Below are 26,827 nucleotides of genomic sequence, written 5' to 3'. Positions count from 1 at the left end.
ATCAATAACACCCGCAATCAGTCCCAAGTGGTCCAAGTTCTCGATCTGCAAGGGGGCGATCCTAACTCGTCTCCCTCAGCTTATCCCCACTCCCTTTAATTCCCAGAGCAACCTGCGGAATGTCGGTGGTATGGTTAATCGCACACAAAGTAAAACTCAACATCACGAAAATTGCGATCGCGCAGTTGTTCATCGGGGATAAAAAAGAGAAAAGAATCATCATCGTTACACGGATGAATTAGTTCCAGTAACAGCCTGCCATTGGCTCTGTCGGCAATTTCGTCGGTATCGCTATGCCAGTTCACATATCCACCGAGTTTGCTGCTTAGTTCGTCTGTCCTTTGCTCATAGTTGTATTCACAAATCCACTCGTCAAATTCTTCACAGAGTTCTGCAAGGTTTTCAGGTTTATCAATATCTTCCCTGTACCGCGATTCCCAAAACAGATCTCGGCTTGCTGAGAACGTGATTGGATAGACTTTTGGATAAAACTCTCGGATGGTACTGTCTTGTTCAATGAAGCTAAAATCTGTCACCAATCAAAATTGGGAGAAAGGGGCTTCAAACCCTTTCCTCTCGCCCAGGTTTGGGAGAGGGGAACACAAGGGGGGAGGGCAACATACGAAGCTTTTGGCACTTTTCAGGCGGCCTCTTAACGTTCAGATTTTGCACCTTGACGGAATAAATTACTTGCGTACACTCTGAAATGCTTTAAGGAAGTTTTTAATGTAAAAATTACAAATTGTAGAAGTAATTGAGGAGACTCTCTTCAGCTTTGATAGCGGGCAAAAACACCCAATACTCCCATCCTTCGCCAGCAAGACGATCCTTTTTAGCAATATAGTCTTGCCTCGGCTCGCCTTTGCCCTCTGCGCCTGCATAACTTTCCACTGAGTGGAAAATGTACACTCTAGCGAAAGCATAGCCAAGTAAGTATACGCACGATAGACCAAGAAGAATGGGAAGTAGTTTACTGTGCTTCTGCATAACGATTGAGGAAGTTGTGGAAACAGCGATCGCAGCTGAGAAAATTTCGGCTAAGCATCATATTCTAAACTTCCAGAATTCTTCCACGAATTCCTGATTTTCCAGTGAATTTTACATTCGCTCCACATCTTGTAGCCTAAAGTCCTGACGATCCTTAAAATCTACTCCAAATAAAACTCGTGGTCTTGTTGCCAACAGAAGAAGAAACGGTCTAACGGTTGCGGTCAGCGGTTGCCAATCCTCTTGAACTCAGCACCAGCGGCTTCCTTCAATCCGTTGCACCGCAATTGTTAGACAGCACCAATCCCCAACCTCGAAACTCACTTCACGCTCTGTAATACTTACTACTAAATCCTACAGATAGCGGTGCGCCCTCATACTGACAAGATACACCAATCTTTAACTTTCTTTTGTGGTCGTAGTAGGCATGAAAGTGTGTCTGTTTGCGGGCTAGTTCTAACTCGGATGGGTTAATACTAAATGCTCCCAAGATTGCCACGGAATCGAACGGACGGCTCTGGCTCCAAGGAGCAGTCTTTTTTAGTTCAACATCTACATAACTAATAAAGTTTCCTTCTGCTTCCAAAAGCATATGAGCTTGCTCAGAGTCGATGATAATATTGCCCACTTCATTGGGTTTACTACTGACTGCTCTTGCTGCATCTGTGATAGGCATTCCAATATACTGAAAAGGACGATGGAAAGGTGCCCTTAGTACATGTAATCCATAATCGATAGCCCTATTTACAGCATCAGCAAGTGACAATGTTTCAAGGTAATCACCATTCTGAGGAGCAGCAGATGCCTGCGAATTAACTATTGAAACTAACTGAGTAGGCAAGGCATTTACATCCTGCTCAAAATAGTTCCCAAGAGGAATTGGAATTGAAACTGTTTGTTGTTTTTGCCAGTTCTTGTTAAGTGAACAGAGGAAATCTTGAGGAAAAGACCAATAAAACATGCTGTTTTGACAATCAACAACAATCAAGAATGTTGGATTTGGCTGAAGCAGCCAATAGTTGAGAGTTGTTACTTTGATAGGAAGTGTGATCGAGTCCCCCTCTACTTTTGCTTCTTCTTTCCCTTTACATTGAATGTTAAACAACCTTCCAGTTGGGTGTTCTCCCTGCATGATTTCACAAATGAAGTCAATGCCGAGATCTCTATCTTGAGGAACGGGGATAATGTTGCAAAATTCGGCAAAAACAGAACTCAGGAGATCAGCAGCACTTACACCAATCTTCTGAGACTTAGTACGTTTAGGTAACTTGGTCATTACGACGCCAGGATTTTTTCCACAATCTTAACTCAACTGCTTTATGAGGTAGGAAAAATTGAATGAAAGCAGCACCTTAAATAGAGTGGTTTTGTCTGTCTAACGGTGCCCATCACCCGCCACAGATAAGCTCGAATTCTCGCAGATAACCTTTCGGCGGTCGGTGTGCATGGGCGTTGTTAGACTGTGATCGCTTACTTCAATCATGAGTATGGTGCATTCCCAGAAATCTATGAGTGGAGTAGTAAGAGTTGCATTCAGGAACGCACCCTACAAGATGGACTATAAGATCGGCGAACGCACTAATCATTGAGAAATTGGTTGACAAGCACGCATAAAGTTCATGCCGAGCTTTGTAAGGCGAATCGAACTTTCATCAATAATACGGTTTGTGATAGATTCTTCATCGATATCCAACTCATACTCATCATCATTTTTCTCGGCAGAAGGTTCCGGCTTTCTCCTCTCATATTTACTGAGTGAGGCACTAGTTATAACGTCGATCTCTGAAATTTCTTCAGGGTGCTCACTAAGTCTTAATCTTAAAAGGTTGTCCATTGATTGTGAGAATTCATCTTTTTCGAAAGAGAGTACTTCTTTAATCTTCGACAAGCGAAATATATCTCGTGGGACATCAAATGAATTAAGCACTTCTTGTCTCTTTTGTTGCCAGAGTGAAAGATCATTTCGTCTATATTGTTCATCCACCTTATTAAGCTCAATCCTTCTAGAAGAAATTGTTAGTTCAGAAGTGTATAAATAATCTAATATTTTTGCTTCGGAGTGGATTAACTCAGAGAGAATCTTTGGATAGCTTGGGTGAGAGATATTTCCGGAAGCTGCAGATGTTAAAAGATTAGACCATTTAGCCTGTAAATTTTCACTATCACCTTCAAGCGAAGCACCTTCGAGAATCGGCACTAAGGTTTTCAGTGGAATCTCTTTGGGCTGAAGTCCTCTATCCTCCATCTCTCTTTGAGCTTTTTCAAGAATTCTGAGTGTATTTTTCCAGCGAATAAATCTTATATTGTCAGCAAGAAGTTCTCCAACTTCTGCTGATGCAGGTCCTAAAATCGTGCTTAAGAAAGCCTGAATCGGTTGTGAAACTGAGCTAATAGCTTTACCAATTCCCGTAAGATCTTCTGTCATTTTCTCTCAGTTGGTCAGGATTGTTTTGTTTACTGTCTCTAACCACAATGCAGTCTAACTATTAATAGACGGAAAATTTCTGTCTAATATCCCGTATAGGGTGGATAGGCAGAATGATTCGGCATAACACCCTAAATTCCTTACTTATGCCGAATGATTCTGCATAATACGCCGCTCAAGCTAAATAGCGAGAATCTTTCTGCATATTTTCAGGTTTCTTGCGGAGGCGAGTAGGTGCATTGCGGTTGGCAATATGCTAAGTTTCAGCTTTTCAAGGATGTTTTTGAAAGATCAAGAAATGATGACAAAACGCTGAGGGGTACTTGTGTTCTCTCGGTGTTTTGTTTTATTGTGTGCGATACCGGAATTTGTTCCGGTGATTTGATTAAAGGACAAGCTTAAGGTGAGGACGCTGATTAGGAGTGTTGGTAGCACTGCCTAACCAGCTAACCTAACTCTCTGAGCACAGCAGAGGGCTAGGCTGGATCGATTTTATCGTTTCACCTCGCTAATGCTACACACGTGGTTGGGTACCACGCCTTAAGCTTTTCTTCTCCACATCTCCATTGCATTAGCGAGGAACAGAATATGACATCGGAGTTTAACGAGCTGGTGCCTGTGCCCCAGCCCGACAAGCCGCAGATTTGGATTATCGGTACGCGAGAGCAAGTGGTTCACATCATGAACGAAATGGTTGTGAAAGAGTTGGTGAATGACCGAGTGAAATTCACCCCCATCATTCCCGCACCGTTTGCCAATGGCAAAGTCATGACCGTGCTGGTGCGATAGGTTTGTAGCTTCAACAAGGCGATCGCCCCTTGCTTAAAATTAAGCGTGCGATCGCCTTCCCAGAACCCTGAAATTTCGCAATTGGATCGAGGCTCACATCCGTAAGGATTTGTTAGGGAAGTGGTGCAGTATGCTACCTCCTTAACCAATCACCCCAAGTCTAGGACAGCACCCGCAATTATGAGTTCAGGTTCAGGTTTTGGGCCATTGCTTGGCCAACTGCCTGGGCCGCTGGATCAGAGCTGTGCAATAGTGCGTGAGCTACTGCTTGCTGATCGGTCTCGTTGCGATTTTGGCTTAGCTTGTATTTCCCTTCCAATTTCGAAACGATCATTTCAAACCCCACAATTCCATTCATCATTCCTTCCCTAAAGCTATGAGATAAATCGTGCCAGTGGGGTTTGTAACTTGCTTCGTATGTATCAATCATGTCATCTATCATCTCATTCATTAGCTGTGGCGAATCCTTGAGTGTGAGGATGTGAGGAACGCCATAGGCATGAACAGCAATGTAGTTCCATGTGGGAACATTCTCGCGTTTTTCGTATAGGCTGGGCGAAACGTAGGCGTGGGCTCCGGTAAAGATTGCCAGCGACTCCGCTTGAGAAAAAGCTTGCCACTGGGGATTTTGCTTGGCAAGGTGGCCGCTTAGTTTCACCACATCCCCGTCAACTGAAACGACAAACGGAATGTGGGTTGCAAACGGAACGCCATCCACAATGGAGACCAACGTTGCGAAACTGTTGGCCTGCATAAACGCAACAAGCTTTTCGAGATTGTCTTCTTGAAAGAGGGTTGGTCTGTACATGGTGCTGGAACAGTTGTGCTGGATGAATGGGCAGGGAATGTCATCAATTCAAGCCGAAATGTTGATGCGCCAAGGGAGACCGCCTCTAGCTTGGTTCATCAAAGTTTTCTCTCAAGGGTTCTACTTTTCATGGACGACGCGCCCTAGAGCGATCGCGCGCAAACGACCGCCAGATGTTGCCCATGGTAGCGATTCCCCCTGTGGGTGACAAAGACACTACCGGGTGAGCTGGGTGCGCAAACCCAAAAGCGCGATCGCCCTGACTCAATCCCATCCAGCTCATGAGCGGTGAAAAAACTGCTTGGCCGCAGAGCTGTAGAGTATCCGCATCGCCAAAAAACCAAAGATAAGAGCCGGAAGCGCATCAGATATGATTCTAAGCACTAAGCCGCCGTAGCTGTCGTAACCGCAGGAATAACTGACTGGGCTGAGTAAGTCCTGTTGATCCCAACAGGCATAGGGTGGAGCCGGAAAAGGTTTCCCTTGGGTGATGAATTGGTAAATCATTGAAAATGAATTGGTTTGGGCGATCGCGGCTATTCCAATCCCAATCAAGAAACTGACAGCCAACCACTTGCCGTAGTGTTTTCGGGTTTGCAATCCCCAAAATGTGATCAGGCTGATGATCAGCACCAACACTTGAATCAGTAATGCAGTGAGCGTAGGAACAATTAGGCAACGATTGGGGGGCGTTGCCGACAGGCATAGAGACACCTCCGTTGGGATCGCGATCGCTGAGGTGAACACTGGCGCGATCAGCAGCACTTGCGTCAGCAAAACACTAAGCGGACGGGACACCGATTGGTTCATGTCAGTTGGGGGAGGCTGATAGGCTTTCCTTACATTCACGCTACTGATACAGCGTTTCCGGAAGACCGCCGAAGGCGATACGCTTCCTGGGTTTGGCTGGACGATGCTTGCTTAATGGCTCCGTGCCTGCAAGGTCATGCGGAGTCCATGTTTGGGGCGTAGGGTAATGGAGGGCTGCGGCTGCACCGTTTGCCCAGGTGCCAACCGGAGCTGGTAGTGCTGGGCCAGCGTTGCCAACATCAGGGTTGCTTCCATTTGGGCAAAGCCTTTGCCAATACAAATGCGTGGGCCTTCGCCAAATGGAATGTACACTCCTTTGGGGAGCTGTTTTTCGAAATCTTGCTCCCAACGCTGCGGCTTAAACGCGGTGGGATCGTCAAAGTAGCGATCGCTGCGATGCATCACCCAGGGGCTCATCAACATGACGCAATTTTGCGGAATTTCATGTCCCTTGAGGACGTAAGGCTGGCTGGCAGAGCGGGCTATCAGCACAACGGGCGGATACAGCCGCATCGACTCTTTCAAAATATTTTGCGTGATGGGCAGATTTGGAATATCGCCTACGGTGGGCGATCGCCCTTGCAGTACGGTGTCGAGTTCGTGATGCAGTTGGGCTTCCACCTCTGGATGTTGCGCCAAGAGCATCCATGTCCAGGCGAGGGCATTGGCGGTGGTTTCGTGGCCGGCCAGCACTAATGTTGTCAGTTCATCTCGCAGTTGGCGATCGCTCATTTGGCTGCCATCGGTTTCATCTTTCACCTGCAACAGCATGGATAGTAAATCGCCTGTATCTTGCTGGTTGGCTCGTCGCTGCCGCACCAGTTGGTAGACCAGGTCATCCATTTTGCGAATTGCGGCAAAGTATCGTTGGGTTAACGGGAGTGGAAAGTTGTTGGGTAACAAAAAGCCCTGTTTTTGCTGCTGAGCAAACCACTGCATACTCACATCCAGTGCATGGGCGATCGCCTGGGCTTCCTGGGCTGCTAAGTCCACTCCCAGCAGCGTTTGCATCACCACATCCAGCGTCAGGCGCATCATATCTTGATGCACATCTCGCACCGTCCCATCTTGCCAGCGATCCAATAAATGTTCAGTCGCTTTTACCATTAAGCTGCCATAGGCCATAATCCGCTGATGATGAAAGATCGGCTGAGTCAACTGCCGCTGCCGCGCCCAAAAATCGCCATCGCTGCCCAACAGCCCAGTCCCCACCAGGGTACGAATGGCGCGCCACCCCGGCGTGTTTTTGGTAAAAATAGTGCGCTCCCGCAACACTTCCATCATGAGGCTGGGGTCGGAGACAAAACACGCTTGCGAAAAGCCCAACCGCAAGGGAACCATATCGCCATATTGCTGCGCACACTCACACAAAAACTGCAGCGGATCTTTGGAAAAGTAGGAGGAGTGGCCTAGCAGAACATGGGCCTTGGGCGCGGGTAACTGAGCGAGGGGCTGAACGGTTTTCATCATAATGGGGGCTGCACGAAATGATGTGAATTGAGCGATCGCGGGATAACCAAAATCCGAACTCATGCCAGGTGACTGTGGTATCCAGTCTTAACCCCATCCGGCGAATCGCCTCACCGCATCATACTCCTAGGCCCACATCATCCTCAAATGCTTTGGAAATTGCGCGGTTGAAATGGCGCATTGTGGCACCTTTTTTCGAGGTGAACTCTTCAAGGCAAATTCTTCAAGACTGGTTGCTGTAAGGATATCAGCCGAAGCAATAGGCGCGATCGCGCCAACGGTTGCCTGCTTCTACCATCATGGTTCAACCAATCTTTGGAATCTCCAAATAAATGGGCCAATGAGCTTGCAGATTGTTCGGTTTGGCGATCGCAAAGTAGAGCAAATTTTCGGTTACGTTTTGGGTCAGTTGCTATATCGTGAAGTGGGCTCAAATGTGACATGGTTTTGGAAGGGTGCAGAACTGTGCTGACTGATGGCCTGAGTCAGTTTTGAGGAAAGGTATGAATCTACCGCTTCTGTTTGACATTGCCTTAGGCAGTATCTTTATCTTTTTAATTCTGAGCTTGCTCGCATCCGAAATTCAGGAATTGATTGCAACAGTTTTGCAATGGCGCGCCGAGCATTTAAAGAAATCGATTGAGAATTTGCTCCTTGGCAATACGTCAGAAAACTCTGCCCATCAGTCGTTTGTCGATGCGCTGTATCGCAGCCCGCTCATTAAAGCCTTAAACCAGGAATCGAAGGGGGTATTTCCACGGTTTTTTCGCGGCACGACTCGGGGATTGGGGTCGGCTTATCGAACGCTTACCCGAACTCGCGATGTGTTTGCAGGACAAGGTTCTGGGCCGTCCTATATTGATTCCAAAACCTTTGCCGATGCGTTGCTCGAACGGTTGAATTTGGAAGTAATTGGCCAGCGGGTGAGTCAGCTAACGCTGCAACAGTTTAGTGAAGAACGGTTGGACTTACTGCAAAATATTTTGAATTCGCTGCGGAACAGCATTGGTGATAATTTGCTGCTGGACAATGAGTTCAAAATCTTGCAACAACAGCTCCAGGGAATTCGAGCTGATTTTGATAACAATCGGATTGATCTTTCTGACGCGATTGATCAGGCGATCGCTCAAGTTTCGCACTTTATTGACAATACTGAGGCGCTGCTGAAAGATGACAATTTCTGCAAAGATATCATTCGGTCTCGGCTCCCTTTTTTAAAGCAATCTATTCTGTTGAAAAAATTAGAGCCAACGGTGTATGAAGTGTTGGCAATGATATTAGAAGGCGATCGCCCCCTATCTCCTGAAATGGCCGACATTGTGATGGAAATTCGCGGTCGGGTTGCCGATATTCCCCCAGAGCTACGCAAAAACATTTTGGCATTGGCCAAGCAATCGCAGCTCAAAGCCCAAGGGCTAAAAGCAGGCATTCTCCAGCTCGATCAAGATGTGCAGTACTGGTTTGATCGATCGATGGAACGGGCTTCTGGTGTCTATCGCCGCAATGCCAAGGGCGTGGCGATTATCCTTGGGGTGCTAATTGCCACGGCAACCAATTCTGATACGTTTTTGATTGTTGATCGCCTGTCTCGTGATACTGCCGTGCGCGCAACGGTATCCCAAAGTGCCAACCAACTGTTGAGCCAGCAGGCGATTCGCCCGTTACCCGCTGTGTCGCGATCGCCTGAGTTGGATGGGCTATCGCTACCCAACGATTCTGCTGCTTTAGAAAGTGAACTGGCTAGCTTGCGAGATGCAGTGGGCAATGTGTTGGGCGATATTCCTCTGCCCATCGGCTGGAACTCAGAAAATTTGAGCCGTCAGTTTCCTGTAGGTACCAATCTCATGACGGCCGTACCCAAAACCCTTTTGGGTTGGTTGATTACGGGTATTGCCATTTCGATGGGTTCCAACTTTTGGTTTGGGCTGTTGAGCAAGGTGGTTCGCGTGCGCAATACAGGCGCAACGGGTAAGTCCAACCCTAGTGATTAGCGTTTCGTTTGCTGAACGTCAGTTTCGGTTAAGGGCTTTTCTGAGATTTGCGCGATGAGCAACCCTCAGAAAAGCCCATTTTTGCGTGCGCGTCGCGCACGCAAAAATGGGCACTTCAGCTTATCCAAAACTCAGGGTTGCTTACTGTCGTACGCGTTGCTCAAATTCGTGTCGGGTTTGGTCGAGCAGGGCTAGGGCTTCGGTATAGACGTTGGGATGGGTTTGCTGAAGCCAGCCAATGAGCCGGGTAAGTTGGGCGTTTCGCAGCTCCAAATCGGCCTGGAAAATGGTGGCGATCGCCATGTGTTTTGCATACTCTTCGGGATGTCCCTGAGCAACGAAGCTCGCCATCAGGGCGGCCAGCGCGTGTTGGCGAATGGTGTCTTGTTCGGTTGGATTCATGGGAGAGGGAGTAGGGGAGGGGTTAGGGAGTAGGGGAAGGAATTGGAGGGAGGAGTCCACTGAAGTGGACTTTCACATAAAGTGGACTTTCGCATGTAGTGTGCAATTTACGGGGTTTAACGCTGGCTGAGATGAGTGGTGTTATTCATAAGCTGCCTTCGCTTTATGCGTTTACCTGCTGTTTTTGGGCTGCGAGGATTTCGTAGGCGGCGGCAAAGTCGCTGGTGGTGATGCGGAGATTGCTGGGATCGTTGCGGGACGATTGGCGGAAGCGGCGAATGGCTTCTAGGGCGGCCTGGTTGCTGAGTAGAGCGAGGTCGGCACCGTTCCAGCCTTCGGTTTGGGCGGCCCACGTTGTTAGGTCAATGCCGTCGAGGGGGCGATCGCTGTTGTGAACGGTCAAGATGTCGAGTCGGCTGGCGGCATCGGGTAGGTCAATTTTGAGCTGAAGATCGAGACGGCCAGCGCGTAGCAGGGCGGGATCGAGTGCATCGGGGCGATTGGTAGCCCCCACTAGCAATACGTTGGCACAACCCTGAAGGCCGTCCAGTTCGGTTAACAGTTGGCCCACCACGCGATCGCTCACGCCAGAATCTCCCTGAAATTTGCCTCGGGCTGGAGCCAGAGTGTCCAGTTCATCAATAAAGATGACACAAGGCGACGCTTGACGCGCTTTTGTAAACAGCTCGCGGACAGCTTGCTCGGCAGCTCCAACCCACTTGCTCAACAGCTCAGGGCCATTAACTGCAATAAAGTTGGCTCTCGCTTGGGCGGCGATCGCCTTCGCTAGTAGAGTTTTTCCGGTGCCGGGTGGCCCCCAAAGCAAAATGCCGCGTGGAGCAGTGGCTTTAGTTTGGGCATACAGGTCGGGGTAGAGCAGGGCTCCTTCTACGGATTCCTGTAGTGTCTGCTTAACTGACTCCAGCCCACCAATGTCTTCCCAGCGCACATTTGGCGACTCCACCTCAACCGAGCGCAGTACTGAGGGCTTAATCTCGCGGATGGCCTCTAAAAAATCGGCTTGAGCCAGGGTCATGGTGTCGGGGATGGGTTGGTTCAAGTCGGGCACCTGCCGCCGCAGGGCCAGATACGCCGCCTTTTGGCATAGGGCTTTTAGGTCGGCTCCTACCATGCCAACCGAAAGATCTGCGATCGCTCCCAGGTCCACCGTCCTATCCAACGGCATGGCTTGAGTTTGAATCGTCAGAATTTCCAATCGACCATCGCGATCGGGGACCCGGAACTGCACTTCGCGGTCAAAGCGTCCGGGTCGCCGCAGGGCTGGATCTAAATGATCAGGACGGTTGGTTGCAGCAAGCACAATCACCCCATCGGTTTTCGCGAAACCATCCATCAAACTCAAAAGCTGAGCAACCAACCGTTTTTCAACTTCGCCCTCCACTTTGCTGCGATCGGGCGCAAGGCTGTCAATCTCGTCAATAAATACAATGCAGGGGGCTGCTTTGGCCGCTTTTTCAAAAATACTACGCAGGCGGCTCTCGGCCTCGCCATAGTACTTACCCATCACCTCTGGGCCAACAATGGCGATGTAGTTCACTCCGAGTGCTTCGGCGAGTGCCCGTGCAGTTAGGGTTTTTCCGGTGCCGGGTGGCCCCACCATAAGCACGCCACGGGTCGCTTCTAACCCTAGCTTTTGCAACAGGTCAGGCCGCTTCAGGGGAATTTCCACATGCTCGCGCAGCTCTTGCAAAACGCTACCCAAGCCGCCCACCTCGTTGAGGGTTGTAGCAGCAGCGCTGGCGGCGGCGGATGGGGCAGGGGGCGGCGTGATGATGACATCGTCGGTGGAGCTAGAGCCTGTGCCTGACGCGTCGGGATTGGTGCGGATGCGACTGGTGCCCATTCCCGTGGGAATGTTGCCCTGACGAGGAATGCTGCTGATGGTGCGCGAATTGATTTGTATGTTGGTTTTTAATTCGCCTTTTTCTGCCTTTTCTTCAAGCAGCTTGGCAAGTTCCAGCAGTTGTTCAAACCCTTTGAATAGGTCGCTCATGATGATTGGCTGTGGTGTGGTGCCCCGGCGCGTAAGACAGTGTGAATGGCGCAACGCTTGGCTGACGCGTGGGGGATGGTTTCATCGCGACTTTAGTGTGCCCATTTGCCCTAGCGCTGGCTCGGGTTGTGATGTTTTGTCATCTCCAAGGTTTGGGTGCTGTGCTGTTGGGCTAACCGGAATTTCCAAACAGAACTCGGTGCCATGCTCCGGATTTGAGATGCAGCTCAATTGGCCGCGATGGCGCTCTACGATGATTTGGTAGCTGGTGTATAGTCCGAGCCCGGTCCCCTTGCCCAGCGGCTTGGTGGTAAAGAAGGGGTCAAACAGGCGAGCGTGTTGCTTGGGAGGAATGCTGGGGCCATTGTTGAGAATGCGAATGGCGATCGCACTATCGTTCACCATTTCTGTCGTAATCGTAATGGTGGGTTGCCCGTCGGAGGTCGGGTGCGATCGCTGGCTATCTAGCGCATCTAAGGCATTGCTCACAATGTTCATGATGGCCTGATTCAGTTGACCTGCGTAGCATTCTACAGAGGGCAAGTCAGCAAAATTGCGAATCAGTTGGACCTCGGTTTTGTTCGGTTCCTCCCGAAAGCGATGCTGCAAGATCATCAGCGTATTGTTGATGCCGTCGTGGATGTTGACCTGTTTCATCTCGGCTTCATCCAGTCGGGCAAAGTTGCGCAACGATAGGACAATGCGCTGAATTCGCTCGGTTCCCATGCGCATCGATTGCAGCAATTGGCCAAAATCCTTCTGCACAAATTTCAAATCGACCTCATCCAGCTTTTCCTGAATTTCTGCGGGGGGCTGGGGGTAGTAGTGCAAAAACAATGTTAAAAGGTCGAGTAAATCACGGCTGTAGTGTTCGGCAGGAGACAGGTTGCCGTAGATAAAGCTGATGGGATTGTTGATTTCGTGAGCGATGCCCGCTACCAGTTGCCCCAAGCTCGACATCTTTTCGGTTTGAATGAGCTGAGCTTGGGTTCTGTGAAGAGACGTGATTGCCTGCTTGAGCTGCTCGGCCTGTTGGCGCGATCGCGCCTCTGAGTGACGTAGAGCTTCTTCGCTTTGTTTGTGCGAGGTCATGTTATGAAAAACCGCCACCCCTCCCTGCAATTGGTGTTGGTCATCATAGATTGGTCGTGCTGTCACGCTCAGCCACATCCCTGCCTCTGACTGCGAAGACGCAAGATAGAGCTCTGCTGCGTTTACCGATTCTCCGGCGATCGCCCGCATCAGCGGAAACTGCTCTAGGGCACAGGGCGTCGTTCCATCTGCTTGGAAAAAAAGGTTGGTAAAGCAACGGTTGGCCCATGCTTGAAGTGAGCGCTCATCTGCTGCAAATCCCAGGTGTGCGCGGGCTACCGGATTGACAAACAAGAGCTGGCCCTGGTTGTCGGCTACCACCACCCCTTCGCCCATGCTATTGAGAATCGATTTCAGCTCTTGCAATGCCGACTCCGAACAGCTGAGCTGCCGTGCATAGCCCTGCAATTCGCTTAGAGATTGCTCAAGCTGCACCGACTTTTCCATCGTTTCGCGCTCATACACATCCAAGAGCTCTTCGAGAGCTGCAACCCGCTCTCGTAGTAGTTGCAGCTCTACATGGCTGTCTTCAGGATGGGGAAAGTCTAAATGTGCCAAATCAAGGTTTTTTTGATTTCAGGAATTAATGGTAGTATTCCCAGTTCCAATGAATGACGTTTGATGAAGCTATCAATCATTTCACTGGAATAGATAAACAAACCCTTTGATGAAGCTATCAATCATCTCCCTAGAACACATTTCACGGGAATACATTTCACTGGAATAGATAAACAAACCCTTGGTGGATCTTGTGAGGGATGTACAGGGTGATTCCATTGAGGCGCATAGGTCAAGCGCACAAGTTAAGCACACAGGTGTAAAGCGTCCATGGATAGCCCCATGAACAGTGCAATGCATCTGGATGGGGCTATCAAGTCAACGCCTAGTTAAGCAAACACCAGCGATCGCTCAAATGGCAGCAAGGCCACCTTGACGTTTAGTGCTAAGGTTTTGAACAATTCTGCGGTGGTGCGGCTAATGGGTTCCTTTGAGAACAAGATCACCGCCATGAGATTGCCGGATGGCATCATTCCGCCAAAACCCAAAACCGACTCAATCCCAAACGTCTCTACAAAATCTTGGGCTGGTACATAGGGGCTGCCCAGCGCACTAGGAACATGAAATACATTAAAAGTGGTTTGCTCTAAATCCATGACGATGGCTGGATTGGGCGACAGCACAGTATCAATTTCCAACCCAAATTGGTGAATGAGTTGGGAAATCATCGGAATTTGAGACACCATGTGCTGGTCAATGAGAGGAATTGCCTGATGACCTCGTGAGCCTGTGCGGGTGCACCATTCGGGGCGATCGCCTGCGGTTCCCATGAGGGTCAGGCATTTCATGCTGGGATTGGGTTCTTGGTGCATGGTCTGCACAAACTGCTGTAGGTCTGGAGTCAGTTCACCATAATTGTGAGTTTTGAACAACCGGGCCAACGCAAGCGATCGCGCACCTGTCTCATCATTGCCAAATTGCTCGTAGAAATAGTGAACAATTCGGTTGGCGGCATCTTCCATCGTTTGGGCATGTTGACCCAATTTGCGCAGAGTTGAACCGCACTCGGTCATATCCTTCAGCGTGAACCGGGCCAAATCGTACATGGGCTTGTTCCCCACTCGTTAGCCTTCAAGATACCCGGAGGGCTTTTCGCTATAACACTTCCATATCGGCAATTGCTGACAATTCTCTCCCCACTTCTTTTAACGTCAGTTTTGGTTAAGAGCTTTTCTGAGGGTTGCGCGACGCGCAACCCTCAGAAAAGCCCAATTTTGCGTGCGCGTCGCGCACGCAAAATTGGGCTTTTCAGCTTATCCAAAACTTAGGTTCTTTTAAAACCCGATCGGGTAAACGTTTGTGGGTTTGTGCGCAAACATGAGCTTTCGGCTGATTCAGAACGAATGTCAGTGGGTGAAAGTTCGTGGTTTCTGGTTTCTCAGTCAACTTTGGGAATACTAAATGCGATAGCACTCATCGCTCAGAGTTCTGGCGTTGCTTTATGGATCAGCTGGATGCATTGACATTGGCCATGGTTAGCGGCAAGGGCGGTGTGGGAAAAACCACCCTATCTTGCGGGTTTGCGCGGCGCTGGGCGCATCAGTTTCCGGGCGATCGCGTCCTGCTGCTCTCGACCGATCCGGCTCATTCGTTGGGAGATGTGCTGAACATTTTGGTGCATGATACGCCGCAGCCCATGCCCGATCTGCCAAACCTACAGGTGCGATCGCTCGATGCTCAGGCGTTGCTTCAAGCCTTCAAAACCCGCTACGGACAAACCTTAGAGCTGTTGGTGGAGCGCGGCAGCTTTGTGCAGGGCGAAGACCTGACTCCGGTGTGGAATTTGAACTGGCCAGGCTTGGATGAGCTGATGAGCCTGCTGGAAATTCAGCGCATTTTGCGAGATGGCGAGGCCGATCGGGTGGTGGTCGATATGGCTCCTAGTGGACATACCCTCAGCTTGTTTCGGCTAATGGACTTTTTGGAAGAGTTGCTGCAAGCGCTGGAGTTGTTTCAGGAAAACCACCGTGTAATTCAGCGCAGCCTAACGGGACGCTACACGCCCGATGAGGCGGACGCGACTCTGGCCGAAATGACCGCCGATTTGCACGCCGGACGCCATCTTCTGCAAGATGCAACCCAAACAGCCTGCTTGGTCGTGGCGATTCCTGAACCCATGAGTTTGATGGAAACTGAGCGATTGTTGCGATCGCTCGCGGAACTTCACATTTCCTGTCGTGCGCTGTTTGTAAACCACAGTTTGTCGGCAACTGCGGCAGATCCCAACGATGAGATCGGCGCAACTCGCCTCTTAGAACAGCAGCACTTACTCAGCAAATTCCAATTTTTTGCAGGCGACAAGCCTGTATTTTTGATGCCACAGCAGCGCATCGAACCCATTGGCGGCTCTGCGTTAGATGCGCTCATTCAGCAAGTGGTTCCGTTAATGGTGTCCCCTAGCTCGCCAGCACCCAGGGTGACTACTATTGCCCTGCCGAAAAAAATATCGCCCAGCTTCGAGGATTTTATTGCAGCGGGCCGTCGCTTGGTCATTGTGGGGGGCAAGGGGGGCGTGGGAAAAACGACTGTGGCGGGGGCGATCGCCTGGGGAATGGCCCAGCGCCATCCCGAAGCCGCAGTGCGTGTCATTTCGATTGATCCGGCGCATTCCTTGGGCGATGCACTGGCCTATCAACTAGGGCATCAGCCCACGGCGATTACTGCAAATCTCAGCGCTCAAGAGGTGAGTGCCACCCACATGTTGGACCAGTTTCGTAACGATTACCTGTGGGAACTGGCAGCAATGATGAGCGGCGAAACGGCACCAGACGATGCCCTGCAGATTGCCTATCGCCCCGAGGCTTGGCGGCGCATTGTGGCCCAAGCCTTGCCGGGAATTGATGAGATGCTGGCCCTCATTTCTGTCATGGAACTGTTGGAGTCAGGCGAACAACAGTTGATTGTGTTGGATACTGCCCCAACGGGCCATTTGCTGCGGTTTTTGGAAATGCCGGTGGCGTTGGGCGATTGGTTGGGGTGGATCTTTAAACTGTGGATTAAGTATCAGGATGTGGCGGGCCGGGTGGACTTGATGGGAAGACTGCGATCGCTGCGCCAGCGAGTGATGCAAGCCCAGAAGAAGCTGACCGATCCAACCTACACCGAGTTTGTAGGAGTCACACTGGCCCAGGCTGCGGTTGCGGCCGAGTCGGCTCGGTTGTTGCACTCATTAACGGATAAGGGCGTCATTCAACGGTATATTGTTCACAATTGCTATGAGCCAGGGCAAAACCTGGTTGAGCCTGCGTTCGATGCATTAACCTTGATTCGGCTCGCTCGTTTACCCCGTGTGTTTCCTTCAGATTGTCGGTATTCCCCTGCGCCGTTGGGTCAAGTTCAACTGGCGGCAGATTTAATCTTCTTGTAGGTCATTTACACAAACGATGACTCCACCTTAGTCATGGAACTTGAGTTCCCTAGCAACTTACCAGATCATGAGTTTGGGCCTTACAACGGCTGTGTTCTGGTTCTGACTGCTGATTGGGCAGCCAGGATGCCAGAGGGTGGCTGAGAAGTCCCCAGTATTGCCGCTTGATCGAACCCTGTAACCTTTCCCAATTTGGGAGAATTTAGCTTGGAAGTCCTCACAACGAAGGGATTGAAGGAAGTCATTGACTGATGCAAGGTTTCAGATGCAAGTGCAAGGTTTCTGATGTCAGGTTTCTGAAATGCTTGCAACCCAGCAAGAACGGCAGTGTTGGCAAAGGCGTGGAGATATTGCCTGAGGATTGTCCGATGTCTGTCCTGAAGATCGAGTTTTAATCAACATGTCCCCCAACGTTGGATCACAACCTACGTCTATTTTGTGGCGACAGGTTTGGGGATTGGCTGCACTGTTGGCAGCGATCGCCTTTAGTTTAATGATGTGTCTCACGCAACAGCCGCAGACCTTACAAGACCTTGGGTTTAACCGATTGGTGTATATCTTGGGGCTAGCGCAGGGTGGGGCCAGTGTCGTGTTGGAGCCACTAATTGGTGTTTGCTCTGACTATTTGGCCCGTCGCACGGGGCATCGGTTTTCGCTGATGACCGTTGGGTTGGTGCTGACGCTGCTGGCGACGCTGGCGATCGCCCTGGGTTTGGCGTGGGTTGGCCGAGCATCCACCCAACCGCTGGCAGAGGCCGCAACAACGGTCTCTGCTGCACCATGGCTGATTCCTAGCCTGTTGTCATTTTGGTTGTTTGCCATCATGCTGCTGCGTGTGCCAGCGATCGCCCTTATGGTGCAGTTTGCTCCGCAGCGATCACTGCCGCTCATTACCACGTGGCTCATTGCTGTTGTGAGCCTAGTGGGTGCGGTGGTGCCCCTCATTCAGCCCGCGTTGCATACCGGAAACGCGATTGTCTGCTTTGCCATCGGGGCGATTTGCGTGCTCATGGGAGCCGGTTGCTTGTTTGCCTCGCGCCCTCGAAGCGGTATCTTTCCAGTGGTGGAGCATATGACTACGGTTTCGCCTGGGGTTGGCTGGGCAATTCTAGGGCTGGGAATTGGCGCAGGCATTGAAGCGACGACCCTGGTACAGGCATTCCCCATCGCCCTGCAAATCGAACTACCCAACATTCGCGCTGACTACATGATGTCTAGTCTGCTCTTAATTGGGGCGATCGCCGCCTTCCCCATTCATCGCACCACCCGACGATATAGTGAAAAACGCATGATGTTTTTGGCGCTGGCAGGCATTCCCACTCTCATGGGTATGGTGCTCATGACCACGGACTATCGGCTGGCGATCGCCTCCATGCCGCTGTTTGGAAGTGCCCTAGCCTTACTGTTTATTACTCAAATTCCTTACGTTTTCACCCAATTGCCCTTTAGCCGAGCGGGATTGTGCTCTGGACTGTACTTTGGCGGGTTAAGAGCTGGCACGGCCGTTGCTTCCGTATTTTCGGTCTACGTCAGTGGTATTGACCTCACCTCAGAACTTCTGTTAGCAGCGGTTGGCTTTCTCTTTAGCTCAATTTGCCTATTTCATATTCAGCCGTCGTCACCTCCTCCATCTGCTTGAGCGATCGCGCTCCCGGCCGTTAGAATACATCAATGCCCAAATGCTTATGAAATCTGGCTTTTGAAGATTTTGGGCTCTGTCTAGCCAGATAATTCTTCTCCCATACAATTAAGGGATTAAATCTTCTGCATGAAGGATGGCGCGGCGAACTGACGCAATCATTCATGCTTCAAACAGCGATTTGGGCAAAAGGTCTATGCTGAACCCAGTTTAGTCAGGGCTTACGCAGTTGAATGATGTTTGGAGCGATTAGCGCTCCAAACATCATTCAACCCCCTGGTTTTTCGGATGAAGGCGTAAGCCTGATTGGTAAAGACTTGGCAAATTTCATTCTTTTGGGTTGGTGGTTCACCAATGCCAGGGAATATAATTGAAATATTACAGATGTGGCCGTGTAGAGGCGCAGGCTCCTGAGAGATCCTGGACTCTTTTTCGGGAATACTGTATATAGTGTTAGAGAACTAGAATATGGAGGGCGTGTAGCTGGCCGCGCGAATTTTTATCGCTAGGGCAGCCTCCCGATAGTCTTTAGTTTCTACGTATCCCTTGCTAGCTCTTTAAGAGAGTCAGTTGGCCTTCTAAACGGTTCTGTTGAGTTTTGGTAACCCTTATGTTGCAGTCAGATCGCTATGGGGATGAGGTACGAGGCGATGGATTTAGCTTTCATGCTCATTCAGCCACTTACCCCGAAGACTGCAATTCATCTTTAGGTACCGATAACTCAGAGCTGGAATCACTACTTTCGGCCTGTCTTAGCCCCAACAAGCGAGCGGTTATTGCCACTCTGCTAGCAGCTTGGAACACCACTCCACAGGTACATCTGAAACAAACAGGTTGAAGCGTGCCCGATGAAAAATCTCTTCAAAGATTGCTAGAGCTTATTCGGCAACGCGTTGGAGATAATCAGCTGGAAATTGTGAAGAAGATTATCCTGGCAGAAACGGATGACTTCTTGCAACTAACAAGAATTGCTGGCCTAAGTCCACTAGAAGGCTACGCTGGAGCTAACTTAACCGCTGCAAAGCTAGCCAAGAGCGACCTAAGTGGGGCCGATTTAACCCAAACGCTATTGATTCGTGCGGATCTATCTGCAGCGGATTTGAGCAGTACGGATTGCACAAGAGCCAATCTGGCAAGTGCCGTTTTGAGCAAAGCTTTTTTCATTAGCGCAACCTTGAGTGGGGCAAACTTAACCAGTGCAGATGCTTCAGGTGCCAACTTTACCGGCGCTAAGCTGCTAAATGCTGTGCTCATGGGTGCCGATTTAAGTGATGCCAACTTCTTTTGCGCAGACTTGCGCTATTCAAACTTTACGGGGGCTTCGCTAAATCGAGCCAAGCTCCGAGAAGCAAATTTAATCTCAACCAATTTTCAGCGGGCAAACTTGACCAGTGCCGACTTGCGAGGTGCAACTTTGTTTGGCACGAATTTTTGTGGCTCAATTTTGTATCGCATTGATTTCACCGAAAGCGCGCTAGATAGCGTAGAGGTACGGGGTGCCAGGTTTCGCTACAATCTCGGAATTCCTGCAGAGCAAAAGCGATCGCTCATTCGCCGTGGTGCCATTTTTGAAGATTGATGGGGAGGAGCAGGGCGATCGCTTCTGCCGATACTCTAGCGACGTTCCACCACCACGATGGGATCAGCATCGGCCAGCTTTTGGGCCAGCGATTTGGGCTAGCTACAGTTCTGCTGCAAAGTGGTAGGGCGGTAGCGGGGTGTTAACCTCGACAGACCAGTGAGTTGCCTCGCGTGACCAGTTGGTTAGCAATGATTGGAGAATGCCCTCTTGGCTGGTGGGTAGCAGCACGTACAGGCGTTCCATCCCTTCTTTCGGTTCCCCAATCCGGCAGTCTGGAAAATGCTGGGCGATCGCACTCAGGAGAATTTGAAAACTCTCTTGCCGCTGCTGCTGTTGTTCTTGCTGAAGTTGGTAATGCTGCTTTTTGGCCAAGAAATAGCTTCTGCCAGATTCAGATCTGGCTGCTGAGGGTGGAGCCAAATCGATCGGCGTAAGCTGAACGGTGTACTCAGCTTTTCCTGCGAGTGCTTGTAGCTTGGCCAAATAGCGATCGCCCTGGCCCTGCAAATGATGCACCAATGCCTCGCGCGATACAAAGTAAGTGCCAAACCGCAGCGGCAATACCGTGGTTTGCGCAAACAGCGTTTGAATGACGTAATCATGTTTGATGACGGCTTGAAGCAGCACATCATCATCGTTTTGCAATGTATCCAGGTTGAGTGTTGGCTCTACCACTGCGGCGATCGCCCCTTCCACGATACATTCCACGGGCTTGGCGATTCCCATGGGCAGTGTTAAGGACTCGATCGACTGCACAAATGCAAACGCATACATAGCGAGTTTCGCAACGCGATATCTTCTCTATGGTATAGCGCTGCCTCGACTGATTGGCAGAGGATTGGTTTTCAGAACCCTGACTGAGCAAAGGTTCTTAGAAGGACATGTTCTGGCCGAAGGGCGATCGCCATGGAACAACCTGAGTTTTGGATAAGCCGAAGTGCCCATTTTTGCGTGCGCAACGCGCACGCAAAAATGGGCTTTTCTGAAGTTTGCGCGCCGCGCAAACTTCAGAAAAGCCCTTAACCGAAACTGACGTTGGAACAGCACAAGAAAGACCTGGCATGGCGAATCCCATCTTCCCTGCTGCCCCCAACGGAGACTAGGACTGACGCACTTCATCCGAAAAATCATTCCACTGCGTAAGTCCTGAACAACTAAGCCCGTTGAAAACCCACAACTGCTTTTTTCTTGCTCTTGGACTTTTGCTTGCCCTTCTCTAGGTTCACGACCACTTCTTGAAACAGGTTGTGCAAGTGAAGCGGAACGCTGGCCGTCTCTGGTAGTTCTGGCTCCACTGGCTTGCCATATTCTTCCAAAAGCGCAGTTAGATCTGTCGTTACCTGAAAATCGGGCCGCTGAAAGATCTTTTGAATCAAGGCTTCCACCGCCGTAGGATAACGCTCTGCCAACTGCTGCACCACAAACGATTTGATATCAGGATCTTTGATCAACTGCCGCAGCAAATCTTGAGCTTCCAGGGAGGTTTGCCATGTTTCACTGCTGAGCAAGGTGCTGAGCAGTTGAAAGGTGGGCACAAAAACCACACCCCACCGAGGATGGGACATGACAGTCACACTTTCGGCCCGCTTGAGATGGACTGGTAGCTCTACTTGGGGCAAGGCCATGCCAGTTGTTCCGGTTTTGGCGATCGCCTGATTAAGGACATTGGCATTGGCCCCCATCGATTGGGCGGCGGTTTCTAGCTCCTCGCTCGAAATGCCCGCTTCGGCTGCAAGGTCACTCAAAGACTTGGAGCCATCCAGCCCAGCCTGCTGGAGTTTTGCCTGCATGGTTTGCTGCTGAAACTCGCTTAGCTTGTGGCTCAGCTCTTCGCCTGACATAGAGACAACATCGCCGCCAAAAAATTCAATAAACTCTTGGTGATAGTCCTCCACCGATTGCCACGCAGCATCGAGCAAGTCAGGCGCATCGCCATACAGATAGGGCTTGTAGTTTTCTTTGAAGCTGCCGATCGCAACGGCGAGTTTGGGTTTGCCCAATTTGCCCAACGTAACCCACGGTGCCAAAAACAACCACTCTGTCTCTGAAACAGGAGCTAACTGAGCCAGCAAAATTTCGCTAGTTTTTAAGCGGGCGGCTTGTTGAGCTTCGGTGTTGCTGGTGAGCTGCACGGTATAGCGCTTTTCGGTTAACCAGTTGGTGAGGTGTAGGGTTTCTCCATCGATTGAGTCGATGGCAAACAAGCCCATAAAGCTGTGGTGCCACCGTTGCAGCAGAGCGCGATCGCCATCATCTGTCGTTTCAGCGTCGATAAAGTGCTGGAGCGGTGTTTTGCGATTGACCTGCCCCTCGGTGACAAAACGGCTAATCACAAAGTGACGCTTGTTCATATCGGCGTGCTTGGAAGGAGCAAGCTGCTTGGCGCTGTACGCTTCCAACGCGGCGGCTAAATCGCCTTCTGCTTCCAAGACAAAATTCATTAAATTCTCTTTTAGCTCGCTGGCTCTTTGCTTGGCGCTCACGTGCGTCCCTCATTGCTTCCCTCTCAATTTAAGGGTAGTCGCAAACTCCGGCAAAACCGGAGGGTTAGATTTTTATTAAGAAAGAAATCCGTCTCAAGAGAGAGAAATCCAAAGTTCCCATTTCATCCACGCAATGGATGTCTATTCGATCCCCAGGAGGAATGGCTTATTGACACACGAATTGTTTGTGGCTCCACCGTGAACGATGCAAGTAAGGAGGCCGATTGAGTCACCAAGCCTTGACTTGATGAGCGGTTACCCGTGGCTGTTTGCGAGGCTGGTTGGGCTTATGAGTTGTACGAGTGGGTGTGGTTAAGTTTGGCTGCTGGGTACCGATCGCCTTCAACTCTCCCCATCCTGGAGGCATGAATGATAATGGGGGTGTTCCCACGCGCTGTAAATTGGGAGCGAATGAATCAACGATGGAATCGACGGCTGAATATTACTGTGCGTATTGTGGCGAACCCAGCACCACCTTTGTGGACTTGAGTGCAGGTGGCACCCAGTCCTATGTGGAAGATTGCCAGGTGTGTTGTCGCCCCAACATTCTGTATATCCACATTGATGAAGAGACGCTAGAGATTGAAATCAACACCGAGTACGAGGGGTAGGCCAATGGTGATTGCGTTAAGTGCTGTCATTTTGTTAACGGCCATTGTTTTGATGAGTGGGTTGGCGCTGGTTCCGCTCTATCTGCTGAGTTTGCTGCACCTGCCTGCATGGATTGGTTTTGGGGTTGTAGTGACTCTGTTTTTCTGGTGCATGCACGATGAGTCTGCCGATGGCCTGTAATGCGTTTGTGGGTAGAACTCGTTGAGTCTCAAGTTTTGGGACACAACAAATTAGCAGAAGGGCGATCGCCCTTCTGCTGGCTACTGATTTGGTTGAACAAGGCGCAATCGAGGGAAATCGTCGTGGAGCGATCGCCCCCGATTGTTTAGGGTTTTGTTAGTCCGCAACCAGACTCACCGTTTCAGCCGACACACCCAACTGCTTGAGCAAGCGCTCGGCAATTTGAGAACTGGTCAGGCCCAACTCCACCATCGACTGCTCAGGAGTGGCATGATCCACTAGCACATCGGGCACCCCAATGCGGGTGACGGGTACAGCAACTTCGGCATCGAGCAACGCCTCTGCGACCGCAGAGCCAAAGCCACCGGGTAAGCAGCCTTCTTCTAGAGTGACCACACGCCCAATCTGCTTGGCTAAGGGAACGATTAGCTCTGTATCCAGCGGTTTGGCAAAGCGAGCGTTGACGACCGTTGCTTCCACCCCATGCTCACTCAAAATTTCAGCCGTCTGCATGGCCGTATGCACCATGGTGCCGTAAGCCACCATCAGCAAATGATCGCCCTGGCGCAAAATTTCGCCTTTGCCAATGGGTAGCGGTTCCCAGCCTTCCTCCATCAATGGTGCGCCAATGCCGCTACCGCGAGGGTATCGTAGGGCGATCGGGCCATCGGTGTGGTTTACGCCAGTAACGATCATGCGCTGGAACTCGGCCTCATCTTTGGGGGCCATGAGCACCATGTTGGGAATACAGCGCAGGTAGGCAATGTCATATAAGCCTTGGTGGGTTGGCCCATCCGCTCCTACAATTCCAGCGCGATCGAGACAGAAGAACACCGGGAGCTTTTGGATACCAACGTCGTGGACGATCTGGTCAAAGGCGCGCTGTAGAAACGTTGAATAAATTGCGGCAATCGGGCGCATGCCTTCGCAGGCCATACCGGCTGCTAGGGTAACGGCGTGCTGTTCGGCAATACCAACATCAATGTATTGGTTAGGAACGCGTTTTTGAAAAATATCGAGCCCCGTTCCGGTGGCCATGGCGGCGGTGATACCCACAATGCGGGAGTCATTTTCTGCCAGGGTCGATAGGGTTTCGCCAAACACTTTGGAGTAGCTGGGTGGCTTGGGCTTGCTGGAGGGCTTAGCCTTGCCAGACGCCAGATCAAATGGGCTTTGAGCATGGTAGCCGACCTGATCTTTCTCGGCGATCGCATATCCCTTGCCTTTGGTTGTGGCCACATGCACCAGCACCGGGCCAGGAAGCTGGTGAGCATGGTTAAAGGTGCTAATTAGCTCCTCCAGGTTGTGACCATCCACCGGACCCATATAGGTAAATCCCAACTCCTCAAACACTGCACCTACCTTGGGCACGGCAAGGCGCTTCATTCCCTCTTTGACCCGAGCGAGTTCGGGTGTGAGAGAACTGCCCACGAATGGAAGATGCTTGAAGTCTTCTTCCAGCCGATCGGTGAGGAATTGCATCGGTGGGCTGAGGCGCATCTTGTTGAGGTAGCGCGGAATAGCCCCAACGTTGGGCGAAATCGACATTTCGTTGTCGTTGAGCACTACCAGAAGCTTGGTATTGGGCAAGTGGCCTGCGTGGTTGATAGCCTCTAGCGCCATGCCTCCGGTGAGGGCTCCATCGCCAATGACAGCAGCTACTTTGTAGTTTTTGCCTTGGGCATCGCGGGCAAGCGCCATGCCGAGCGCAGCGGAAATACTGGTGGACGCATGGCCTGCACCAAAGTGATCAAACTGGCTTTCGCAGCGCTTGAGGTATCCTGCGACTCCGTCTTTTTGCCGTAGCGTGTGGAAGTTATCGTAGCGTCCGGTAATCAGTTTGTGGGGATACGCTTGGTGCCCGACATCCCAGACAACCTTGTCATGGTCTAGATCGAGCGTTTGATAGAGTGCCAGCGTTAGTTCCACGACCCCCAATCCAGGCCCTAAATGCCCACCCGAAGCGGCAACCGTTTGCAGGTGTTTTTCACGAATTTGGCGGGCAATATTCTGAAGCTGATGGATCGATAGACCATGCAACTGGTTGGGGTGGGTAACTTCACTCAGATGCATAAAACGATACCTTTCGAATTTTTTAGTAAAGCCGGGTTACTCTTCTCAGAGTAAAGCAATTCGGCGATTGATTAGCTTTACTTTGATCAGCATTAAGATTTCCCTATATAAACCATCGTGGATCTGATAGCGATGGCCCTGGCTCCAAAGTTCTATCTCGTTGCCTAGCGCTGAACAGAGCCTGACTCTGGGCAAAACGGATGGTTCTTTGGCGCATAACCCGCTCTCGGATTTGCTGGCTTATGTAGGATCAACCCCGAACTTCATTATTCTGACAGATGGGAGTGCTGTAAATTGTCTAGAAATAACTTCATGATGATTTGTAACTGCGATCGCTCCCCACAGGTTTCCTCGCTTCATTCTGCGATGGGCCTGTGAACTTTTGGACTGGTGCATGTGGGGTGTGTTGCGTGGCGGGTGTTCGTGCTGGACTTGTGAGGGGCGATCGCAGTTAATGACCAGCATCAGGAATCTCAATTTCGACAACTTTGTTGCGGGAACTCAAGCCCAGCTTGATGGTGATGTTGGCCTTTGGCACGCCATAGGTTTTGGCCAAAAGCTGAATCAACTCTTGATTGGCCTTGCCATCAGTCGGTGGCGATTTTAGCTGAATGCTTAAGCTGCCGTCAGCTTCCTCGCTGAAGTTCTGCTGTTTGGCATTGGGCTTGACTCTAACCTGTTTTTTAAGCACGGCCATGAAACGTACGTCCTGCGGGCAAGAATGTTAGCGAAGAGCCGTACGGCAAAACCTCCACAAGCCGCACGTTTTGATGTGCTTAAAATCCATCTTGCCAGGTGATGGGATCAGCTTGAACAATGGTGAGGCTTGAGCCGGGCCCAGTGGAATGGGTTGCAGAAAGCTGTCTTTAGAGGCATTTAGCTTGGCTACTGTGGTTTATCAGTATCGGTAGATTCTGTAGACCTGTGTTGTAAACCTGTAAGGAAAGCGAAAGATGATGCGTTCTGTTTTATCTATGTCGTTGGGGCTGTCGCTGCTAGGGTTGGTGTCATGCACTCAGTCGCCAGCACCAGAATCAACGACGCAAGCTGCCGATGGGGAAGCTGCTGAAACGATGGTGGCCGCCGAACCGGATTCAATGGCGACAGCAGAGGGTCAAGATTTGACCCAGCTCTTTAGCCGAGTGTGGCAATCGACGGATGAAAGTGCGGCACCGGGCAGCATTTATGTCTTCATGGCCAATGGCACTTTCTTGCAAACATCGTGTGTGGAGACTTATGCCATTTCGGGTTGGACGATCGACAAGGCAACGCCTAATGTGTTGCAGGTGAGCGAGAACGGAGAGGTGGCCTACACCGCCGAAATTGTGGAGCTAACGGATGTAACGTTGCAGCTGAAGCAAACGCTGGTGCGATCGGGCGAGACTCGAGATGTCACGCTGACAGCGGTGGAAGAAGAATTTGTCTGTCCAGATTTGCGACCTGTAAGCTAGGAATTTCCTTTAAAGGACCTCCTGCATTGAATCGTTGCGTGGCGGAGCGCGCAACGGTTCATGCTTCCAAAAAACATTTGGGCGGAAGGTCTAA

Annotated in this window: 24 protein-coding genes; 10 read left to right on the top strand and 14 right to left on the bottom strand. The window is 50.6% G+C overall.

Going from position 1 to position 26,827, the window contains the following annotated elements; translation table 11 throughout:
- Nucleotides 1-134: 134 nt before the first annotated feature.
- The 3 genes from ACQ4M4_RS21725 to ACQ4M4_RS21715 form a co-directional block, all read right to left on the bottom strand.
- The gene (locus ACQ4M4_RS21725; protein ID WP_430686563.1) at nt 135-536 is read right to left on the bottom strand and encodes a hypothetical protein; all 402 of its coding nucleotides are present in this window, start codon (nt 534-536) and stop codon (nt 135-137) included.
- Between the two features lie 776 nt (nt 537-1,312).
- Nucleotides 1,313-2,263, bottom strand: a complete 951-nt coding sequence (locus ACQ4M4_RS21720; protein WP_430686562.1) for a DUF4365 domain-containing protein — start codon at nt 2,261-2,263, stop codon at nt 1,313-1,315.
- A 306-nt stretch (nt 2,264-2,569) separates the two neighbouring features.
- Nucleotides 2,570-3,412 (bottom strand): Abi-alpha family protein, encoded by an 843-nt coding sequence (locus tag ACQ4M4_RS21715; RefSeq protein ID WP_430686561.1) that lies wholly within the window; start codon nt 3,410-3,412, stop codon nt 2,570-2,572.
- Between the two features lie 588 nt (nt 3,413-4,000).
- Between ACQ4M4_RS21715 and ACQ4M4_RS21710 the strand changes: the two genes are divergently transcribed.
- Nucleotides 4,001-4,201, top strand: a complete 201-nt coding sequence (locus tag ACQ4M4_RS21710) for a hypothetical protein (RefSeq protein WP_430686560.1) — start codon at nt 4,001-4,003, stop codon at nt 4,199-4,201.
- Between the two features lie 178 nt (nt 4,202-4,379).
- Here ACQ4M4_RS21710 and ACQ4M4_RS21705 read toward each other — a convergent pair whose 3' ends face one another.
- From ACQ4M4_RS21705 to ACQ4M4_RS21695, 3 genes are all read right to left on the bottom strand, one after another.
- Entirely contained in the window at nt 4,380-5,009 is a 630-nt protein-coding gene (locus tag ACQ4M4_RS21705; RefSeq protein WP_430686559.1) for an FMN-binding negative transcriptional regulator, read from the bottom strand.
- A gap of 279 nt (nt 5,010-5,288) precedes the next feature.
- Nucleotides 5,289-5,819, bottom strand: a complete 531-nt coding sequence (locus ACQ4M4_RS21700; protein WP_430686558.1) for a hypothetical protein — start codon at nt 5,817-5,819, stop codon at nt 5,289-5,291.
- 111 nt (nt 5,820-5,930) lie between these two features.
- Nucleotides 5,931-7,352 carry a cytochrome P450 gene (locus ACQ4M4_RS21695; protein WP_430686557.1) on the bottom strand — a complete coding sequence of 474 codons (1,422 nt, stop codon included), beginning with the start codon at nt 7,350-7,352 and terminating at the stop codon, nt 5,931-5,933.
- A 440-nt stretch (nt 7,353-7,792) separates the two neighbouring features.
- Here ACQ4M4_RS21695 and ACQ4M4_RS21690 point away from each other — a divergent pair, with 440 nt between their 5' ends.
- Nucleotides 7,793-9,280 carry a hypothetical protein gene (locus tag ACQ4M4_RS21690; RefSeq protein ID WP_430686556.1) on the top strand — a complete coding sequence of 496 codons (1,488 nt, stop codon included), beginning with the start codon at nt 7,793-7,795 and terminating at the stop codon, nt 9,278-9,280.
- Between the two features lie 141 nt (nt 9,281-9,421).
- Here ACQ4M4_RS21690 and ACQ4M4_RS21685 read toward each other — a convergent pair whose 3' ends face one another.
- From ACQ4M4_RS21685 to ACQ4M4_RS21670, 4 genes are all read right to left on the bottom strand, one after another.
- Nucleotides 9,422-9,682: a hypothetical protein gene (locus ACQ4M4_RS21685; RefSeq protein ID WP_430686555.1), complete on the bottom strand. Its 261-nt coding sequence runs from the start codon at nt 9,680-9,682 to the stop codon at nt 9,422-9,424.
- A gap of 163 nt (nt 9,683-9,845) precedes the next feature.
- A complete protein-coding gene (locus ACQ4M4_RS21680; protein WP_430686554.1) occupies nt 9,846-11,696 on the bottom strand; it encodes an AAA family ATPase in 1,851 nt (616 codons plus the stop codon).
- 81 nt (nt 11,697-11,777) lie between these two features.
- A complete protein-coding gene (locus ACQ4M4_RS21675) occupies nt 11,778-13,346 on the bottom strand; it encodes a PAS domain-containing sensor histidine kinase (protein ID WP_430686553.1) in 1,569 nt (522 codons plus the stop codon).
- Between the two features lie 329 nt (nt 13,347-13,675).
- A complete protein-coding gene (locus ACQ4M4_RS21670) occupies nt 13,676-14,392 on the bottom strand; it encodes a hypothetical protein (RefSeq protein WP_430686552.1) in 717 nt (238 codons plus the stop codon).
- Between the two features lie 395 nt (nt 14,393-14,787).
- Here ACQ4M4_RS21670 and ACQ4M4_RS21665 point away from each other — a divergent pair, with 395 nt between their 5' ends.
- The 4 genes from ACQ4M4_RS21665 to ACQ4M4_RS21650 all read left to right on the top strand — a co-directional run bounded on the left by ACQ4M4_RS21665 (nt 14,788) and on the right by ACQ4M4_RS21650 (nt 19,931).
- Nucleotides 14,788-16,713 (top strand): ArsA family ATPase, encoded by a 1,926-nt coding sequence (locus ACQ4M4_RS21665; protein WP_430686551.1) that lies wholly within the window; start codon nt 14,788-14,790, stop codon nt 16,711-16,713.
- A gap of 400 nt (nt 16,714-17,113) precedes the next feature.
- Nucleotides 17,114-18,352, top strand: a complete 1,239-nt coding sequence (locus ACQ4M4_RS21660) for a hypothetical protein (protein ID WP_430686550.1) — start codon at nt 17,114-17,116, stop codon at nt 18,350-18,352.
- 610 nt (nt 18,353-18,962) lie between these two features.
- Entirely contained in the window at nt 18,963-19,190 is a 228-nt protein-coding gene (locus ACQ4M4_RS21655) for a hypothetical protein (protein ID WP_430686549.1), read from the top strand.
- A 3-nt stretch (nt 19,191-19,193) separates the two neighbouring features.
- Nucleotides 19,194-19,931, top strand: coding sequence for a pentapeptide repeat-containing protein (locus ACQ4M4_RS21650; RefSeq protein ID WP_430686548.1), 738 nt, complete (start codon nt 19,194-19,196; stop codon nt 19,929-19,931).
- A 102-nt stretch (nt 19,932-20,033) separates the two neighbouring features.
- Here ACQ4M4_RS21650 and ACQ4M4_RS21645 read toward each other — a convergent pair whose 3' ends face one another.
- Nucleotides 20,034-20,708 carry a GvpL/GvpF family gas vesicle protein gene (locus ACQ4M4_RS21645; RefSeq protein ID WP_430686547.1) on the bottom strand — a complete coding sequence of 225 codons (675 nt, stop codon included), beginning with the start codon at nt 20,706-20,708 and terminating at the stop codon, nt 20,034-20,036.
- 380 nt (nt 20,709-21,088) lie between these two features.
- Complete coding sequence (locus ACQ4M4_RS21640; protein ID WP_430686546.1) at nt 21,089-22,375, bottom strand: hypothetical protein; 1,287 nt, start codon at nt 22,373-22,375, stop codon at nt 21,089-21,091.
- 350 nt (nt 22,376-22,725) lie between these two features.
- On the opposite strand from ACQ4M4_RS21640, the gene ACQ4M4_RS21635 reads away from it, so the two are divergent.
- Genes ACQ4M4_RS21635 through ACQ4M4_RS21625 form a run of 3 tightly spaced genes read left to right on the top strand, consistent with a single transcriptional unit; the run spans nt 22,726 to nt 23,358 of the window.
- Nucleotides 22,726-23,028 (top strand): CPXCG motif-containing cysteine-rich protein, encoded by a 303-nt coding sequence (locus tag ACQ4M4_RS21635; protein ID WP_430686545.1) that lies wholly within the window; start codon nt 22,726-22,728, stop codon nt 23,026-23,028.
- Between the two features lie 4 nt (nt 23,029-23,032).
- On the top strand, nt 23,033-23,209 hold the full coding sequence (locus ACQ4M4_RS21630) for a hypothetical protein (protein WP_430686544.1): 177 nt from the start codon (nt 23,033-23,035) through the stop codon (nt 23,207-23,209).
- Complete coding sequence (locus ACQ4M4_RS21625; RefSeq protein WP_430686543.1) at nt 23,209-23,358, top strand: hypothetical protein; 150 nt, start codon at nt 23,209-23,211, stop codon at nt 23,356-23,358. Before ACQ4M4_RS21630 ends, ACQ4M4_RS21625 begins: the two co-directional genes overlap by 1 nt.
- 7 nt (nt 23,359-23,365) lie before the next feature.
- Here the strand turns inward: ACQ4M4_RS21625 and dxs are convergent, their stop codons facing one another.
- Nucleotides 23,366-25,282 carry a 1-deoxy-D-xylulose-5-phosphate synthase gene (dxs, locus tag ACQ4M4_RS21620; protein WP_430686542.1) on the bottom strand — a complete coding sequence of 639 codons (1,917 nt, stop codon included), beginning with the start codon at nt 25,280-25,282 and terminating at the stop codon, nt 23,366-23,368.
- A 451-nt stretch (nt 25,283-25,733) separates the two neighbouring features.
- On the bottom strand, nt 25,734-25,979 hold the full coding sequence (locus ACQ4M4_RS21615) for a DUF167 domain-containing protein (RefSeq protein WP_430686541.1): 246 nt from the start codon (nt 25,977-25,979) through the stop codon (nt 25,734-25,736).
- A gap of 256 nt (nt 25,980-26,235) precedes the next feature.
- Between ACQ4M4_RS21615 and ACQ4M4_RS21610 the strand changes: the two genes are divergently transcribed.
- The gene (locus tag ACQ4M4_RS21610) at nt 26,236-26,733 is read left to right on the top strand and encodes a hypothetical protein (protein WP_430686540.1); all 498 of its coding nucleotides are present in this window, start codon (nt 26,236-26,238) and stop codon (nt 26,731-26,733) included.
- The last annotated feature ends 94 nt before the right edge of the window (nt 26,734-26,827 follow it).

This window comes from Leptolyngbya sp. AN02str, assembly GCF_050565595.1.
Taxonomy (GTDB): Bacteria; Cyanobacteriota; Cyanobacteriia; order Elainellales; family Elainellaceae; genus Kaiparowitsia.
The sequence above is the reverse complement of the archived record's forward strand: the minus strand, read 5'-3'. Positions and strand labels throughout refer to the sequence as shown.